This window comes from Streptomyces ficellus (assembly GCF_009739905.1).
Classification (GTDB): domain Bacteria; phylum Actinomycetota; class Actinomycetes; order Streptomycetales; family Streptomycetaceae; genus Streptomyces; species Streptomyces ficellus_A.
Window position 1 is genome coordinate 4,013,468 of record NZ_CP034279.1, and the last position, 17,099, is coordinate 4,030,566.

The following is a 17,099-nucleotide window of genomic DNA, read 5'->3' on the forward strand; positions in this document are numbered from 1 at the left end:
TCACGCGTAACCGAAGGCCGCCGGCCCCGAGGAGGCGAGCCCGGAGGGGCCACGCCCCCACCCCACCGGGGGTCACCGCACCCAAGGCACCGCACCGGAGCGAACCGGGAACGGGCACCGCCCCGGTCCCGTTGTGCCCACCCGTCCCGCCCTGCGGGACGATTGCCCACAACGGGAGGGAGCCGCCCTGCGGGGCGGATGCCCACAACGGTAGCGTCAGGCGGGGGCGTCCAGGGTGGTGCGCCAGGTGTGGACGGCGGTGGGGGAGACGGGGGCGGTCCAGCCGGCGGGGCGGGCGGCGCCGCCGATGTGGAACGCGGTGACGCCCGCTGCGAGGAGCGGCGGGACGTGTTCCAGCCGCAGACCGCCGCCGACCAGGAGCCGCGGCTCGTAGCCGGGCTCACCGCGCTCGGCGGCGGCGGCTTCGGCGAGCAGGGTCGGCAGGCCCTCGTCGACCCCGGCGGCCGAGCCCGCCGTGAGGTAGGTGTCCAGGCCCGGCAGGTCCGCGAGCTGCTTGCGGGCCGCGTCCCGGTCGGCGGCCCGGTCGAGCGCGCGGTGGAACGTCCAGCGGCAGCCCTCCAGCTCGGCGACCAGTCGTTCGACGGCGACGAGGTCCACGTGGTCCTCGGGGTCGAGGAAGCCGAGGACGAACTCGTCGGCGCCCTCCTCGCGCATGCCTCGCGCGACACGTACGAGCGCGTCGATGTCGTCCGCGGCGAACCCGTCGGTCAGTCGGAGCATCACGCGCAGCGGGATGTCGACGGCGGCGCGGATCCGTCCGTAGGTCTCGCGGGACGGGGTGAGCCCGTCCGCGGCCATGTCGGTGACGAGTTCGAGGCGGTCCGCTCCTCCGGCCTGCGCGGCGATCGCGTCCTCCGCGTCGAGGGCGATCACCTCCAGGACTGCACGGTTGCTCACTGCCGACTCCCATCGCTACAGGTCTAGTCCAATAGCAGCCTAGTGGGCCTGCACCGCGAAGGCAGTCGAACGCGCCTCCCGAACTTGCGCCGGGTACCCCCCAGGGGTATACATGAGGCCAAGGGAACGGCATACCCTGTCGGGGTATCGACGGCGAGGAGCGGCACTCATGAGCACCCCCACCACCACGACCCCCGGCCCCACGGCCGAGGTGGAACTCGCCATCGGCGGCATGACCTGCGCCTCCTGCGCGGCCCGGGTCGAGAAGAAGCTCAACCGCATGGAGGGGGTGACCGCGACCGTCAACTACGCCACCGAGAAGGCGAAGGTCACCTACGCCGAGGGGGTCGAGGTCGCCGACCTGGTCGCCACCGTCGAGGCCACCGGTTACACCGCCGAACCACCGGCCCCGCCAGCACCCCCCGGCCCCGCGCGGGCCACGACCACCGCACCCCCCGAGGAGCGGCAGCCCGACGAGCTGGCGCCCCTGCGGCAGCGGCTGCTCACGGCTGTCGTGCTGTCCGTACCCGTGATCGCGATGGCGATGGTCCCGGCCCTCCAGATCGCGTACTGGCAGTGGCTCTCCCTCACCCTCGCCGCGCCGGTCGTGACCTACGCCGCCTGGCCCTTCCACCGTGCCGCGTGGACCAACGCGCGCCACGGCGCCGCGACCATGGACACGCTGATCTCGGTGGGCACCTCGGCGGCGTTCCTGTGGTCGGTGTGGGCCCTGTTCTTCGGCACGGCCGGCATGCCCGGCATGACCCATCCCTTCGAGCTGACCATCTCCCGCAGTGACGGCGCCGGGAACATCTACCTGGAGGCCGCCGCCGGTGTCACCGCGTTCATCCTGGCGGGCCGCTACTTCGAGGCCCGCTCCAAGCGCCGGGCGGGCGCGGCGCTGAGGGCGCTGCTGGAGCTGGGCGCCAAGGACGTCACCGTCCTGCGCGACGGACGCGAGACCCTCGTCCCGGTGGGCGACCTGCGCGTGGGTGACCGTTTCCTCGTCCGGCCGGGCGAGAAGATCGCCACCGACGGCACGGTCGTCGAAGGCACCTCCGCCGTGGACGCGTCCATGCTCACGGGCGAGTCCGTCCCCGTGGAGGTGGGCGTCGGCGACACCGTGACCGGCGCCACGCTCAACGCCGGCGGGCGGCTGGTCGTCGAGGCCACCCGCGTCGGCGCCGACACCCAGCTGGCCCGGATGGCCAGGCTGGTGGAGGACGCCCAGAACGGCAAGGCCGCCGCCCAGCGCCTCGCCGACAGGATCTCCGCCGTCTTCGTCCCCGTCGTCATCGTCCTGGCGCTCGCCACGCTCGGCGTCTGGCTCCTGAGCGGCTCCGGGCTCACCGCCGCGTTCACCGCCGCCGTCGCCGTACTGATCATCGCCTGCCCGTGCGCCCTCGGTCTGGCCACCCCGACCGCCCTGATGGTCGGCACCGGGCGCGGCGCCCAGCTCGGCATCCTCATCAAGGGGCCGGAGGTCCTGGAGACCACCCGCCGGGTCGACACCGTCGTCCTGGACAAGACCGGCACCGTCACCACCGGCCGGATGACCCTCCTCGCGGTCCACACCGCCGAAGGCACCGGCGAGGACGACGTCCTGCGCCTGGCGGGCGCCCTGGAGAACGCCTCCGAGCACCCCGTCGCCCGCGCGGTCGCCACCGGCGCCGCCGAGCGCGTCGGCACGCTCCCCGCCCCCGAGGACTTCAGCAGCCTCGCCGGCCTCGGCGTCCAGGGCGTGGTGGACGGCCACGCGGTCCTCGTCGGCCGCGAGAAGCTGCTGTCCGACCGGGCGATGGAACTGCCCGAGCCGCTCAGGGCCGCCAAGGAGAAGGCCGAGTCGGCGGGCCGTACCGCCATCGCGGTCGCCTGGGACGGCGAGGCCCGCGCGGTCCTGGAGGTCGCCGACGCGGTCAAGGACACCAGCGCCGAGGCGATCGGGCGTCTCCGGGGCCTCGGGCTCACCCCGATCCTCCTCACCGGCGACAACCGGGCCGTCGCCGAGGCCGTCGCCGCCGAGGTCGGCATCGACGAGGTGTACGCGGAGGTCATGCCCGAGGACAAGGTGGACGTGGTGAAGCGCCTCCAGGCGGAGGGCCGGTCGGTCGCCATGGTCGGCGACGGGGTCAACGACGCGGCCGCCCTCGCCCAGGCCGACCTGGGACTCGCCATGGGCACCGGTACGGACGTCGCCATCGAGGCGGGTGACCTCACGCTCGTACGCGGCGACCTGCGCGCCGCCGCCGACGCGATCCGCCTCTCGCGCCGCACCCTCGCCACGATCAAGGGCAACCTGTTCTGGGCTTTCGCCTACAACGTGGCCGCGCTGCCGCTCGCCGCGGCGGGACTGCTGAACCCCATGATCGCGGGCGCGGCCATGGCGTTCTCGTCGGTGTTCGTGGTGGGCAACAGCCTGCGGCTGCGGACCTTCAAGCCCGCGGCGTGACGTCCCCGGGGGCGCCGCCCCCGGGGCCCCCGGAAGCCCCCCGGATGCCTCCGGATGCCCCCGGGCCGACGGCTACCGCCGGTGGTCCGGGGCGGGCGCCGGGGCCTCCGGCCGGGGGCGCTCGGACTCTCGCTCCGCTCGTCTTACGTCCGAGCACCCCCCGCCTGCGACCCCGTCACCCTCACGCCGGCGAAACCACCGGCACACTCCCCGCGTCAGTCCAACTGCGACGGCAGCGGGGCCGCGTGGACGACCGTGAGGCCGGAGACCGCCCTCGTCAGTGCCACGTACAGCCGCCGCAGGCCCGTGCGTTCGTCGGGCTCGCCGTCGACGACGGCCGCCGGTTCGTCGAGGACCACGTAGTCGTACTCGAGGCCCTTCGCCAGGGAGGCGGGCACCAGGGTCAGGCGGGACGCGGCGGTCGTCTCCTCACCGGGAGACAGCCACGGCAGGCCCGCCTCCCGCAGCGCCTCCGCCAGGACCGGGACCCGCGCGTCCGCCGCGATGAGGCCGATCGAGCCCTCGTGCTCCAGCGACGTGCGGCACGCCGCCACCACCGACGCCGCCAAGTCGTCCGCGCCGCACCGCACGATCTCCAGCGAGCCCGGCGACTCCCGCACCGACCGCACCTCCGCCAGCCCCGGCGACATGTGCGGCAGCAGCCGCGACGCGTACGCGATCACCTCGCGCGGTACGCGGAAACCGGCCGTCAGCTCCTCGACCACGGCGTCCGGCTTGCCGAGGTGGCCGAGCGCCTCGGCCCAGCTCGCGGTCGCCCACGGCGTCGTCCCCTGCGCCAGGTCGCCCAGCACCGTCGCCGAACCGGTCGAGCAGCGCCGCCCGACCGCCCGGTACTGCATGGGCGACAGGTCCTGCGCCTCGTCGAGGACGACGTGGCCCAGCGACGGGGTGCGTTCCACCAGGTCGGCGGCCTCGTCGATCAGTACCGCGTCCGCCGCCGACCACTTCGCCGACTTCACCGAGCGCGGCGGCTTCGCCCACAGCACGGCCTTCTGCTCGTCGGCGGTCAGCAGCCCCGCCGCGTGCTCCGCGAGGAAGTCCGCGTCGGACAGCAGCCGCAGCACCAGCTTCGCCGGGTCGACGGCCGGCCACACCGCCTTGACCACGGCCTTCACCGCCGGATTCCGCGCCACCGCGTCCTGCACGCGGTCGTCCGGCGCCTCGCCCGCCTGCTCCATCCGTACGAGGACGGCGTGGGCGATCCGCTGCGGGAGGGCGTCCCGGGCGGCCCCGTACCGGATGTCCCGGTCGAGCAACTCGGTGACGATCTCCTCCAGTTCGTACGCCGGGATCCGCCAGCGGCGCGAGCCGCGCACCACCACCAGCGGCTCGGCCGGCGGCGTCACGTGCGACCGCAGGGCCCGGCGCAGGACCTCCGCCATCCGGGCGTCGCCCTTGACGACGGCCGTCTCCGCGTCGTCGGTGCCCCGGACCTCGACGTGGGCGACGAGGTCGGCGACCGTCGCCTGCCTGACCTCCAGCTCGCCGAGCGCGGGCAGCACCTGCTCGATGTAGTGGAGGAAGGACCGGTTCGGCCCGATGACCAGGGTGCCGGTGCGGGCCAGCCGCTCCCGGTGCGCGTACAGCAGGTACGCCACCCGGTGCAGGCCGACGGCGGTCTTGCCGGTGCCGGGGCCGCCCTGGACGCACACCGAGCCGGCGAGGCCGCTGCGGACGATCTCGTCCTGCTCGGGCTGGATCGTGGCGACGATGTCGCGCATCGGGCCCACGCGCGGGCGTTCGATCTCCGCCTGGAGCAGCCTGGACGCCTTCTCCTCCTCGGCCGGGTCGGACAGGTGCTCGTCCTCGTACGCGGTGAGGTCGCCGCCGGTGTAGCCGAAGCGGCGGCGCAGCGCGACGTCCTGCGGGTCCTTCCTCGACGCCCGGTAGAAGGGCTGGGAGACGGGGGCGCGCCAGTCGATGACCATGGGGTCGCCGTCCGCGTCGTGGACGTGGCGCCGCCCGATGTAGAAGCGCTGTCCCTCCTGCGTGGTGTGCAGGTAGTCGAGCCGCCCGAAGAACAGCGGCGTGTGGGAGAGGTCGGCGAGCGCCTTGATCCGCTCGTCGATCTGGGCCGACAGCACGGCGGCGTTGACCCAGTTCGCGGTGACGTCCCGGATGTCGAGCGCTTCGACGTCCTCCCGCATGGCGCGCAGGGCCGCCCGCGAGGCGGCGAGGTGGGCGCGTTCGCGCGCGAGCGGGTCGATGGGCACGGCAGAGCCTCCGGAGGTCGTACGCGGAGCACGCGAGGAACGCGGGGTACGCGAGGAACGCGGGGTACGCGGGGTGAACGGCGGGCCGACCGGTTTCCGACCGGAGGGCGGCGCTCCACGGGAGGGAGGCGGGCAAGGTCGGCGATTCTAGCCATCGGCGGGCGCGCGGGCGACCGATTAAACCGGTGGTCGGGGTCCGGGCGTCCGTCCCGTAGGGGACGCGGTATGCCTGGAGTCGTACGCGGGTGGCGCCGGGGTTCGGTCCGTGGACCGATGTACGGCCCATGGGCCGGGACCATCATGGAGACATGACCACAGCCACCCTCCACGACGCCCCCGGCGCCACCGCCCTCGGCACGACCCCGCACCCCGCCCACCGCCTCGGCAACGCCCTGCGCGCGATCAAGGTGTTCGCCGAGGCGGCGTTCGGCGTGGTGGTCCTCGGCGAGTTCGCGGAGGAAGCCGGCGTCAGGCGCCGCTGAGATCCGTGCCGGGGTCCTTGGACGCCAGCAGTTCGTCGGCGTCGACGATCCGGTACGCGTAACCCTGCTCCGCCAGGAACCGCTGGCGGTGCGCCGCGAAGTCCTGGTCGATCGTGTCCCGGGCGACCACCGAGTAGAAGTGGGCCTGGTGACCGTCGGCCTTCGGCCGCAGCACCCGGCCGAGGCGCTGTGCCTCCTCCTGGCGCGACCCGAAGGTGCCCGACACCTGGATGGCGACGGTCGCCTCGGGGAGGTCGATGGAGAAGTTGGCCACCTTGGACACCACGAGGACGCTGATCTCACCGTTGCGGAAGGCGTCGAAGAGCTTCTCGCGCTGCGCGTTGGGCGTCTCGCCCTTGATCACCGGGGCGTTCAGGTGCTCGCCCAGTTCGTCGAGCTGGTCGATGTACTGGCCGATGACGAGGATCTGCTGGCCGGCGAACTTCCCGACGAGCGCCTCGGCGACCTTCTGCTTGGTCGCGGTCGTCGCGCAGAAGCGGTACTTCTCCTCCGTCTCGGCGGTCGCGTAGGCGAGCCGCTCGCTGTCGGTGAGGTTGACGCGGACCTCGACGCAGTCGGCGGGCGCGATGTAGCCCTGGGCCTCGATCTCCTTCCACGGCGCGTCGAACCGCTTGGGCCCGATCAGCGAGAAGACGTCCGACTCGCGGCCGTCCTCGCGGACCAGGGTCGCGGTCAGCCCGAGGCGCCGCCGGGCCTGGAGGTCGGCGGTGAACTTGAAGACCGGCGCGGGCAGCAGGTGCACCTCGTCGTAGACGATCAGGCCCCAGTCGCGGGAGTCGAACAGCTCCAGGTGCGGGTAGACGCCCTTCCGCTTGGTCGTCAGCACCTGGTACGTGGCGATGGTGACGGGGCGGATCTCCTTCTTCGTCCCGCTGTACTCGCCGATCTCGTCCTCGGTCAGCGAGGTGCGCTTCACCAGCTCGTGCTTCCACTGGCGGGCGGAGACGGTGTTGGTGACCAGGATCAGGGTCGTCGCCTTGGCCTGCGCCATCGCACCGGCGCCGACGAGCGTCTTGCCCGCGCCGCAGGGCAGGACGACGACGCCGGAGCCGCCGTGCCAGAAGCCCTCGACGGCCTGCTGCTGGTAGGGGCGCAGCGCCCAGCCGTCCTCGGCCAGGTCGATGCGGTGTGCCTCGCCGTCCACGTAGCCGGCGAGGTCCTCGGCGGGCCAGCCCAGCTTGAGCAGCGTCTGCTTGATCTGGCCGCGCTCGGAGGGGTGGACGACGACGGTGTCGGGGTCGATGCGGGCGCCGACCAGCGGCTGCACCTTCTTGGAGCGCAGGACCTCCTCCAGGACCGGCCGGTCGGTGGAGGTGAGGACCAGCCCGTGCGTGGGGTGCTTGGAGAGGGTGAGCCGTCCGTAGCGGGCCATCGTCTCGGCGACGTCGACCAGCAGGGCGTGCGGCACGGGGTAGCGGGAGAACTCGACGAGCGCGTCGACGACCTGTTCGGCGTCGTGCCCGGCCGCGCGGGCGTTCCACAGGCCGAGCGGGGTGACCCGGTAGGTGTGGATGTGCTCGGGGGCGCGCTCCAGCTCCGCGAAGGGAGCGATGGCGCGGCGGCACGCGTCGGCCTGCTCGTGGTCGACCTCGAGCAGGAGCGTCTTGTCGCTCTGGACGATCAGGGGTCCGTTCACGCCTCACCCTTTCCTGGTGGCCCGGGGACCGTGGCCAAACATCCAGTGTCGCGCATCGGCGGAGTAACCGGCCGGGTGCGGGGCCAGGGGTGAGGCGTGAGCGGGGGGAGGCGGCCGGGCGCCGGGTCAGATCAGCGGGCTGTTGAACAGGGGGCCCTCGATCTGGAGGTCGGCCAGCGGTCCGCCGACGGGTGGCAGCGTGACGGCGGCGGCCGGGGTGGCGAGGGCGGTGAACAGCAGGGCGGCGCCCGTCAGGAGCAGGGCGATACGTCGGCTCATCTCGGTTCCTTTCGCTTCTGCGGCGGCAGCGGACCGGGCCCGCGCCTTCCGTGGTGGCGCGGGCCCGGTCGTTCGGGGGGCGGGGCGGGCGGTCAGAGGGTGAGACCGCCCCCGAGATCGATGCCGACGGCCGCGGCCTGGGTGGTGAGCGCGGAGAGGAACGCGGCGGTGGTGACGAACACGGTGGTGACTCGACGGCGCATGGGACGACCTCTTTCCTGTGGTGCGGTTTCCCGTGGTGCGGATTCCTGTGGTCCGGTCCGGTCCGGGACGTCTCCTGGCTGCCCGCGCCGCGCCGGGAGAATGCGGGAGGTCCCCCTGAGGTGGGGAATCGGTCACTCACGCGCGGTAAATCCGCGGCGTGCGCGCATGAACCGGCCGGGTACGGGGGGCGGCCGGGGACGAGGACCGGGGGCGGGGCCGGCCGGGGTCAGCCCGCGTCGTCGGCGAGTTCGGCGACGCCCGTGATGCGGTGCAGCGGGTAGGTGCGGACCTCGTCGGCGGTGTGGTCGTACGCCGTGACGAAGCCGCCCTCGACCCGGACGGGCGCGATGACGCGCTGGCTGGCGGCGCCCTCGGCGTTGACGTAGCCGATCCAGACGGCCGAGCCGGTCATGGCGGCGGCCTGCACGGTGGCGAGCGTCTCCGCGGCGGAGGTGCGGGGCATGTCGCCGTTGCCGGCGGCGCCGGAGGTGGCCGGCTCGTCCTTGCGGGCGACCGTGGAGGCGAGGTCCCCGGCGCGGATCGCCCTCACCGCGGCGCCCAACAGCGTGGCGTCCGGCGCGGGAGGCCCCTCGGGTACCGGCGCGGGCGCCGTGCGCGCCGGGGTGCGGTAGGTGTGCGCCCGCGTGATCAGGACGTCGCCCTCCGCCGACTCGGCCGCCGGGGCGAACCCCATGGACCGCAGCCCCTCCAGCAGGGCCGCCGGGTCCGCCTGGGAGGCCAGCACGGTCGGCGCGAGGCGCCGCAGCCGCAGGGACGCGCCCCGCTTGTCGGCGAGGATCTCGCCGAGCACGGTGTCGTCGTCGCAGCGTACGTAGGCGGAGGCGGCGCCCACCCGGAGGTGGCCGTGCTTCCGGGCGACGTCGTCGATGAGGTAGGCGAGCGGCTGCGGAACGGGCGTGCGGGAGTGGGCCTCCAGGAAGGCGTGCAGGTCGGCCGCGGCCTGCCCGGCGTCCAGGGCGCGGCGTACCGAGCCGGGCGTGAACCGGTACACGGTGGCGCCGCCCTTGGACTCGACGTCGGCGAGCACGGCCAGCGTGTCGGCGAGCGGCCGCTGGAGGGGGCCGGGGGCGACGGCCGTGAGGTCCGCCTGGAGCAGGACGTGGTCGACCGGTTCGGGCAGCAGCGGGGCGAGGAGCGCGGCGGCGCCCGCGTGGGTGGTGTCGCCGGCCTGGGCGGGGCGGCGGCCGCTGAACGTGTCGGCGCCGGGGCCGGCCGGGGCGGGGACGTGCGCTCTTCGCGGATGGTCCGGGGCGTGCCCGTCGACCGGGTGGTCGGTGCCCGGGGCGGGGGCGCCGGGCAGCAGGGCCCGGCCGTGCGCGGACAGCGCGCCCCGGCCAGTCACGCCCAGCAGCTCCGCCTCCGACAGCGTCCAGCCGGCCAGCCGGGCGCGCAGGTCGGCGCCCGTCTCCTTGGAGGCGCCGCGCAGCGGGCGTTCCCAGCGCAGCCGGGCGAGCAGCGAGTCGGGGTCCGGGGAGGCGCCGGCCGGGAGCCCGGCCAGCAGGCGCAGCACCCGGTGGCGCACCTCGGGCGCGGCGCCCCGGTCCAGGTCGGGTCCGAGGGCGGCGAGCGTGCGGCCCTTGGTGTCCTGGCTGCCGACCAGGCCGGGTGTCCGGGTCGAGGCCAGCCAGGCCCCGGCGAGGCGGGTCCAGCGTTCGGCGGCCGGCAGGGCGGCCCACTCGTCGTAGGCGGGCGTGGGCGCGTACCGTTCGTCGGCCTCGCCGTCCGTGGCGATCAGCCCGGCCCCGTACGCCACTTCCAGCCAGAACGCGGCCACCTGTTCCGGTACGTCGAGGGCGGCCGCGGTGCGCTTGAGGTCGCGTACGGACAGGCCGCCCGCGCGCAGGACGGCGGGGCCGCCCTCGTTCCACTCCTTGGCGAGTTCGTCGATGGTGGCGAGCGCGGTGTAGGCCTGGCTCGCGGCGGCGCTGTCCACAACCTGTGGACGGCCTTCGGTGAACGTCGCGGTACGGGAGGGCGTGACGGCGGGCGGCACCGGCTCGGGCGCCCGGTGCGCGCGCCCGGCGCGCAGGTGCAGGGCGGCCTCGCGCGGCAGTACGACCGTGCGCGCCGTCGCCGGGAGCAGCAGGCCCCGGTCGCGCAGCCAGCGCACGGGCGGCGCCGGGTTGGGCGTCACCTCGCCGTACGGCGGCCCCCACACCAGCCGGTCCAGCACGCCCAGCGCGTCCATGGGCGCGGTGTCCAGCAGCGCGCCCATCCGTTCCCGGTCGGTGAACAGGTCCGTCAACGCGGCGACGGCGGAGACCGGATCGTGTGTGGTGGGCAGCCCGGCCGTCGCGATGATCTCCTGGAGCCGGGTGGGCGACATGCCCGCCGTCGCCTCCGCGACCGTCGGGCCGAGCCCGGTGGGGGAGGGGTGCTGCGGGGACGGGGCGAGCAGCTCCCGGGCGGTCCGCACCAGCCGCAGCCGCTCGTCGTCGCCCCACACCAGGGCCTGTTCGCGCAGGACGCCGACCGCGCGGGGCAGCGCCGCCGACACGTCCGGGTCGCCCTCGTCGCCGCCCATCAGCCCGTGCAGCACGGAGTAGGGGGCCGGGTCCGGGGCGACGGCGAGCGCCTCGGCGGTCTGGAGCGCGAACCGGTCGAGCCGTTCCAGCGCGCGGACGACGGAGGCGCGGGTGCCGGCCCGGGTGGCGAGCTGCGTCAGGTCGCTCGGGACGGGAACCAGCAGGTCGGGTCGGGCGTGGAGCAGCGCGGCCAGGCCTTCGTCGCCGCGCGCCCGGAGGGCTTCGGCGAGGGTGCGCGGCGCCGGGGTGACGCCGCCTGCTTCGGTTCCTGCGGCCACGAGCGCCTCCCGATCGAGCTCACCGGTCCCCATCCGGACCACGTTAGCCCCTGCGCAGGCGCTAACGTCGTGACGGTGGGGATCGAGAGCGACCAGCTGGTCTTCGACTACCTGAGCCGGGTGGGTGACCTGGCCCAGCAGCACCACCTGTCCTCGTACACGCGGATGCGGCTCGTGGCGTCGCTGCGCGGCGAGATCGACAGCCGGCGCGCCAAGGACGACAGCCCTGGTGCGGTACGCGGCATTCTCACCGCCCTCGGCACGCCGGACGAGGTGGTCACGGCGGCGGCCTCGGGCGGCGGCGGCCCCGGGCCGGGTGCGGGAAGAGCGCCCGGTACCGATACGGCTCCCGGCCCCGGCGCGGCGCGTCCCGCCGTACCGGTGCAGCGCACGCCGCGCACCCGGTTCCGCCGCCGCGTGGAAGCGCCGGAGGCCCGGGACGTCCCTGCGGCGGCGAGCCCGCACCTGGCGGGGATGGACGAGCTCGGCGCGTCGGGCGAGCAGCCGGACTGGTGGCGCGTCGAGGAGGGGGCGATCGACGCGGACCTCGTACCGCCCGGGTTCCGGGGCGGCGTCGAGATCCCGGACATGCTGAAACCCCCGCCGAAGGCGGAGCCCGCCGCCGAGGAGGACGCGGAGGCGCAGCCTCCGTCCGCGCCGGCCCCCGCGCCCGCCGTGCCCGCGCGGCGCCGTCTCGCGCTGCCCCGGCTCCGCTTCGGCCACCCGATGCTGCTGGCCGCCGCCGTGGCCCTGGTGGTGGGCGTCGTCCTCGGCTCGTGGGTCGCCCTGCTCGGCGGCTGGCTCCTCGCGTACGCCTCGGGCCGGCTCAGCCGCACGGAGGCGAAGCTGGCGGTGTTCGGCCTGCCCGGGGCCGTCGCCGCGGGCACCGCGGTCTGGCTGTGGGGCCGTGTCGAGCGGCGCTGGGGCGAGCCGATCGCCCCGGGCGGCGAGGCCATGGGCGCCGCGCTCGCCGCGGCCTGGCCCTGGACGCTCCGGATCGCCGCCCTCGCCTCCGCCCTCTACCTGCTGTGGCGCGCCCGGCGCGTCTGACACCGGGGGCGCGGCGGGTGGCCGGAATCGGGCGGCGGGCACAATGGCGGCCATGGCTCCCACGCTGACGGTCGGCTTCGACCTCGACATGACCCTGATCGACTCCCGGCCCGGCATCCACGCCGCGTACCGGGCGTTGTCCGCCGAAACGGGCGTGTGGATCGACGCGGACCTGGCCGTCACCCGCCTGGGACCACCCCTCGAACAGGAGATCGCCCACTGGTTCCCGGCCGACCGGATCCAGGACATGTGCGACCGCTACCGCGAGATCTACCCGGCGTACGCGATCGCGCCGACGCTCGCGATGCCCGGCGCGAAGGGTGCGATTCAAGCCGTTCGCGCGGCGGGCGGCCGGGCCGTCGTCGTCACCGCCAAGCACGAGCCCAACGCCAAGCTGCACCTCGCGCACCTCGGCATCGAGCCCGACGCGGTCATCGGCTGGCTGTGGGCCGAGGCCAAGGCGGAGGCGCTGCGCGAACACGGCGCCACCGTGTACGTCGGCGACCACGTCGGGGACGTGCGGGGCGCGCGCACGGCCGGCGCGCTCGCCGTCTCGATACCGACCGGGCCGTGCGACGAGCAGGAGCTGCGGGCGGCCGGCGCGGACGTCGTTCTGCCGGACCTGACCGCGTTCCCGGCCTGGTGGGACGCCTACCGGGCCGACCTGGCCTGACGGCGCTGGGCGGCGATCGAACGCAGCACGCCCGCGGCGGCGATCACGAAGCCGACGCCCATGAGCATGCAGACCGCGTACGCGACCGGCGGGAACGGATCGGTGCCCAGGAACAGCGGCGCGACGGTCACCAGGGTGGCGACGGCGCCGACGACGAACACGATGCCGCCGGCCCGGACGAGACCGTCACCGGGGGCGGCGCTGGTCGAAGGGGTTTCACTACGCATTCGGCCAGGGTAGTTCCCCGGCCGGAGGAAGAATCCGGAGACGTCTTGTCACCAGCCCCTGGACCATTAGCCTTACTCCGGGCGGGCCGCGGTGGCCCGCTGTAGTGCTATCCAGAGCCATTTTTCGTGGCGCCAGACATCGAGTACGAGGACGAGGACAGACGTGCCTACCGGCAAGGTCAAGTGGTTCAACAGCGAGAAGGGCTTCGGCTTTCTCTCCCGCGACGACGGCGGCGACGTCTTCGTGCACTCGTCGGTGCTCCCTGCCGGAGTCGACGCCCTCAAGCCCGGGCAGCGCGTCGAGTTCGGCGTGGTCGCGGGCCAGCGCGGTGACCAGGCGCTTTCGGTGACGGTTCTCGACCCGACCCCGTCGGTCGCGGCGGCACAGCGGCGCAAGCCGGACGAACTGGCGTCGATCGTGCAGGACCTGACGACGCTGCTGGAGAACATCACGCCCATGCTGGAGCGCGGCCGCTACCCCGACAAGGTCCACGGCAAGAAGATCGCCGGCCTGCTCCGGGCGGTGGCGGACCAGCTGGACGTCTGATCCGTACGGCCGGCCTCGCGAGCGCGCGTCAGGGGAAGGCGAGCGCGTCGGGCTTCAGGGGCGGGACCAGGCCCTCCGCCGCCGCCCTGGTGAGCAGGGACCGGACCGCGGCGTACCCGGTCTCGCCGAGGTCGGCCGTGAACGCGTTGACGTACAGACCGATGTGCTGATCGGCCACGGCACGGTCCATCTCCTGGGCGTGCTCCCGTACGTACGGGCGCGACGCCCCGGGGTCGTCCCAGGCCATCCGGACCGATGCGCGCGCCGACGCGGCGAGCAGCTCCAGCGTGTCCTCGCCCAGTGACCGCTTGGCGATGATCGCGCCCAGCGGGATGGGCAGGCCCGTCGTGCTCTCCCAGTGCTCGCCCATGTCGGCGAGCCGGTGCAGGCCGTAGCGCTGGTAGGTGAACCGGGCCTCGTGGATGACCAGGCCCGCGTCGACCCGGCCGTCCCGCACCGCCGGCATGATCTCGTGGAACGGCATCACGACGACGTTCCCGACACCGCCCGGGACGACGTCGGCGGCCCACAGGCGGAACAGCAGGTACGCGGTCGAGCGCTCGCCCGGCACCGCGACCGTCCGGCCCGTCAGGTCCTGGCCCGGCTCACGGGTGAGGACCAGCGGGCCGACGCCGTGGCCCAGCGCCCCGCCGCACGGCAGCAGGGCGTACTCGTCCAGGACCCAGGGCAGCGCCGCGTACGACACCTTCAGGACGTCCAGCTCGCCCCGCTCCGCCATGCCGTTGGTGACGTCGATGTCCGCGAACGTCACGTCCAGCCCGGGCGCGCCCGGCACCAGGCCGTGCGCCCAGGCGTGGAAGACGAAGGTGTCGTTCGGGCAGGGGGAGTACGCGATCCGGACGGGGCTCACAGGTCCTCCAGTCACAGGTCCTCCAGGAAGACGGTGGTGCCGAGCAGCCGGAAGGCGCCCCGCAGCGCGTCCAGGGCCTCCGCGACGCGCCAGGCGGCACGGTCGCGCGGGCCGACGGCGTTGGACACCGCGCGGACCTCGACGACGGGTACGCCGTGGGCGGCGGCGGCCTCGGCGACGCCGAACCCCTCCATCGCCTCCGACGCGGCGCGCGGATGACGGGCGATCAGCTCGGCGGCGCGGGCGGCCGTCCCGGTGACCGTCGACACGGTCAGCGCCGGTGCGACGACGTGCCGCTGCCCGCCCCCGCGGAGCGCGCCGGCGATCCGTTCGGCCAGGCCGGGCGGCGGCAGGTGCACGGAGCGGCCGAAGCCCAGCTCCTCGACGGCCACGAATCCGCCGGGCGTGTCGGCGCCCAGGTCGGCGGCGACGATCCGGTCGGACACGACGACCGTCCCGAGCGGCGCCCGCGGCGCGAAACCGCCGCCGATACCGGTCGAGACCACCAGGTCGTACGCGTCCGGGGCGGCGGCCAGCGCGCCGGTCGCCGCGACCGCCGCGGCGGCGGGCCCGACGCCCCCCGCGACGAGGTCCACCACACCGGGCGGGGTGCCCGTACCGGGGGTCCCGGGGACGGCCAGGCGGGTCAGGGCGTGACCGGAGGCCAGGGTGCGGGGCGCGGATGCCACATGGCCCGCGAGACCGGCGGCGACGGAGTCCGACTCCGCCTCCACCGCCGTCACGACCAGGACGCGCAGGGTCAGGACTCCTTCTTCAGCTCGAAGTGCCAGATGCCCGTCAGCTTCTTGCCGCTGGTCTCCACGATGCTGATCTGCGCCGTGTTGGAGGTCTCACCGGTCTGGCTGGAGAGGAACGCGCTGGCCGGGATCGAGCGGTACGTCTTCTTGTAGGGCTCCTGCTCGGCCTGCTGCCCGCCGATGAACAGCGTCCAGCCGTTCTCGGCGACCTCCGGGTCGACGCCGAAGCGGATCCGGTCGTCGGCCGCGACGGTGATCGTCTTCTCCGGCTTCTTCTTCAGGCACGACTGGATCTGCGACTCCGCGATCGCCTTGCCGTCGTTGTAGCAGGCCGCTTCGGCGTTGACCGAGTCGGACCCGACCGTCACGGTCGCGAGCGGGGTCGGCTTGGAGCCGCATGCGGAGAGTACGAGGAGTCCGGCGGAGACGGCACCCAGAGCGACGCCGGCCCGGCGGGCCTTACCGGAAAAGAACGCAACGGTCATGGCCCGAAGGCTATACGCCGCCCCGCATCACGCCACGCGGGGGTGCGGCGTGCCGCGCCGGGCGGCGGACAGCAGACCCCGTACGGTCACCGCCACGCCCAGCGCCAGGATGCCCGCCGCGACCGACATGCCGAGCGTCCCGTTCAGCGGCAGGACGATGCCGATCGCGCCGCCGACCACCCACGACATCTGCAGCAGCGTCTCCGAGCGGGCGAACGCCGACGTCCGCACCACCTCCGGCACGTCCCGCTGGATCATCGCGTCCAGCGACAGCTTCGACAGCGCCTGCGACAGCCCCGCCACCGCGCCCAGCACCGCCACCGCGAGCCCGCCGAAGAACACCGCCGCCACGATCGCCGCCGTCATCGCGAGCGTCACCATCGCGGCGACGATCAGCTCCGGCGCCCGCGACCTGAGCAGCGCGCCGAGCGCCGTCCCGCACGCGTTGCCGACGCCCGCCGCCACGCCGACGATGCCCAGCGACACCGCGGCGCTCTGCCCCGGCAGCGGATGCTCCCGCAGCAGGAAGGCGAGGAAGAAGATCAGGAACCCGGACAGCACACGGTGCGCGGCGTTCGCCTGGAGGCCGTGCAGGACCGAGGGCCCGACCGTGCGCAGGCTCGGCTTCCGCTCGCCGTGCGTCAGCATGTGCGCCTTGCGCTCGCCCTTCGCCGAGTCCACCTTCGGCGGCATCGACAGCGCCAGCAGCGTCCCCCCGGCGAACAGCACGCACGCCCCGTACAGCGGCCACTGCGGGCCGATGCTCTGCAACCCCACCCCGACGGGCGCGGCGACGCCCGTGGCCAGCAGGCCGGCGAGGGTCACCCGCGAGTTCGCCTTCACCAGGGAGAAGCCGTGCGGCAGCAGTCTGGGGACGACGGCGCTGCGGACCACGCCGTACGCCTTGGACGCGACGAGCACGCCGAGCGCCGCCGGATACAGCTCCAGGTCGCCGGTGGCGACCGCGCCCGACAGGGCGACGGCCAGCAGCACCCGGGTGAGCATCGCGCCCGCCATCGCCGCCCGCCGGCCGTGCGGCAGCCGGTCCAGCAACGGCCCGATGACGGGGGCGAGCAGCGTGAACGGCGCCATGGTGATCGCCAGGTACAGCGCCACCCGGCCCCGGGCCTCGTCGGTCGGTACGGAGAAGAAGACGGTGGAGGCGAGCGCGACGGTGACCATCACGTCACCGGCGCCGTTCACCGCGTGCAGCTCGATCAGCTTCCCGAGACCCGACTCACCCGCACCGTGCGCGTGGGTCGCTTTCCGGATACCGCGCGCCGTGCCCGTGAACGGCAGGTGCAGGGCACGGCCCACCCGCCGGCCCGCCCTGCTGAGCGGCCCGGCGCCGTCGGACGACCTCACGGCTGCCACCTCGTCATAGTGCCCCGGCAGTCCCTTTGGCGAACCGTGATGAGGGCTACTTGGGGCGGGCAGGTGG

General features: G+C 74.4%; 15 protein-coding genes. 5 read left to right on the forward strand and 10 right to left on the reverse strand.

What is annotated here, in order from left to right:
• Positions 1-216 precede the first annotated feature (216 nt).
• On the reverse strand, positions 217-918 hold the full coding sequence (locus EIZ62_RS18025) for a copper homeostasis protein CutC (protein ID WP_156693673.1): 702 nt from the start codon (positions 916-918) through the stop codon (positions 217-219).
• A 169-nt stretch (positions 919-1,087) separates the two neighbouring features.
• Here EIZ62_RS18025 and EIZ62_RS18030 point away from each other — a divergent pair, with 169 nt between their 5' ends.
• Positions 1,088-3,367, forward strand: coding sequence for a heavy metal translocating P-type ATPase (locus EIZ62_RS18030; RefSeq protein ID WP_156693674.1), 2,280 nt, complete (start codon positions 1,088-1,090; stop codon positions 3,365-3,367).
• A gap of 215 nt (positions 3,368-3,582) precedes the next feature.
• On the opposite strand, the gene EIZ62_RS18035 is transcribed toward EIZ62_RS18030, so the two are convergent.
• The gene (locus EIZ62_RS18035) at positions 3,583-5,535 is read right to left on the reverse strand and encodes a HelD family protein (RefSeq protein WP_156696469.1); all 1,953 of its coding nucleotides are present in this window, start codon (positions 5,533-5,535) and stop codon (positions 3,583-3,585) included.
• Between the two features lie 374 nt (positions 5,536-5,909).
• On the opposite strand from EIZ62_RS18035, the gene EIZ62_RS31990 reads away from it, so the two are divergent.
• The gene (locus EIZ62_RS31990; RefSeq protein ID WP_167536390.1) at positions 5,910-6,083 is read left to right on the forward strand and encodes a hypothetical protein; all 174 of its coding nucleotides are present in this window, start codon (positions 5,910-5,912) and stop codon (positions 6,081-6,083) included.
• Here the strand turns inward: EIZ62_RS31990 and EIZ62_RS18040 are convergent.
• From EIZ62_RS18040 to EIZ62_RS18050, 3 genes are all read right to left on the reverse strand, one after another.
• On the reverse strand, positions 6,070-7,740 hold the full coding sequence (locus EIZ62_RS18040; protein ID WP_156693675.1) for a DNA repair helicase XPB: 1,671 nt from the start codon (positions 7,738-7,740) through the stop codon (positions 6,070-6,072). The two genes, EIZ62_RS31990 and EIZ62_RS18040, sit on opposite strands and share 14 nt — an antisense overlap.
• A 126-nt stretch (positions 7,741-7,866) precedes the next feature.
• Positions 7,867-8,019, reverse strand: a complete 153-nt coding sequence (locus tag EIZ62_RS18045) for a hypothetical protein (protein WP_156693676.1) — start codon at positions 8,017-8,019, stop codon at positions 7,867-7,869.
• Positions 8,020-8,449: 430 nt separating this feature from the next.
• A complete protein-coding gene (locus EIZ62_RS18050) occupies positions 8,450-11,080 on the reverse strand; it encodes a helicase C-terminal domain-containing protein (protein ID WP_156693677.1) in 2,631 nt (876 codons plus the stop codon).
• 42 nt (positions 11,081-11,122) lie between these two features.
• On the opposite strand from EIZ62_RS18050, the gene EIZ62_RS18055 reads away from it, so the two are divergent.
• Positions 11,123-12,097, forward strand: a complete 975-nt coding sequence (locus EIZ62_RS18055) for a hypothetical protein (protein ID WP_156693678.1) — start codon at positions 11,123-11,125, stop codon at positions 12,095-12,097.
• A gap of 52 nt (positions 12,098-12,149) precedes the next feature.
• Positions 12,150-12,770 (forward strand): HAD family hydrolase, encoded by a 621-nt coding sequence (locus EIZ62_RS18060; protein ID WP_244375771.1) that lies wholly within the window; start codon positions 12,150-12,152, stop codon positions 12,768-12,770.
• Here EIZ62_RS18060 and EIZ62_RS18065 read toward each other — a convergent pair.
• Positions 12,749-12,997 carry a hypothetical protein gene (locus EIZ62_RS18065; RefSeq protein WP_156693680.1) on the reverse strand — a complete coding sequence of 83 codons (249 nt, stop codon included), beginning with the start codon at positions 12,995-12,997 and terminating at the stop codon, positions 12,749-12,751. The two genes, EIZ62_RS18060 and EIZ62_RS18065, sit on opposite strands and share 22 nt — an antisense overlap.
• A 163-nt stretch (positions 12,998-13,160) precedes the next feature.
• Between EIZ62_RS18065 and EIZ62_RS32755 the strand changes: the two genes are divergently transcribed.
• Positions 13,161-13,544: a cold-shock protein gene (locus tag EIZ62_RS32755; RefSeq protein ID WP_031073201.1), complete on the forward strand. Its 384-nt coding sequence runs from the start codon at positions 13,161-13,163 to the stop codon at positions 13,542-13,544.
• A 28-nt stretch (positions 13,545-13,572) separates the two neighbouring features.
• Here the strand turns inward: EIZ62_RS32755 and EIZ62_RS18075 are convergent, their stop codons facing one another.
• The 4 genes from EIZ62_RS18075 to EIZ62_RS18090 are packed head-to-tail and all read right to left on the reverse strand — an operon-like array spanning position 13,573 to position 17,032.
• Positions 13,573-14,415 carry a 1,4-dihydroxy-6-naphtoate synthase gene (locus EIZ62_RS18075; protein ID WP_244375773.1) on the reverse strand — a complete coding sequence of 281 codons (843 nt, stop codon included), beginning with the start codon at positions 14,413-14,415 and terminating at the stop codon, positions 13,573-13,575.
• Positions 14,416-14,426: 11 nt separating this feature from the next.
• Positions 14,427-15,173: a futalosine hydrolase gene (locus EIZ62_RS18080; protein WP_156693681.1), complete on the reverse strand. Its 747-nt coding sequence runs from the start codon at positions 15,171-15,173 to the stop codon at positions 14,427-14,429.
• A 2-nt stretch (positions 15,174-15,175) separates the two neighbouring features.
• Entirely contained in the window at positions 15,176-15,658 is a 483-nt protein-coding gene (locus EIZ62_RS18085; RefSeq protein WP_156693682.1) for a DUF2771 domain-containing protein, read from the reverse strand.
• Between the two features lie 27 nt (positions 15,659-15,685).
• Positions 15,686-17,032 carry an MFS transporter gene (locus tag EIZ62_RS18090; RefSeq protein ID WP_156693683.1) on the reverse strand — a complete coding sequence of 449 codons (1,347 nt, stop codon included), beginning with the start codon at positions 17,030-17,032 and terminating at the stop codon, positions 15,686-15,688.
• Between the last annotated feature and the right edge of the window lie 67 nt (positions 17,033-17,099).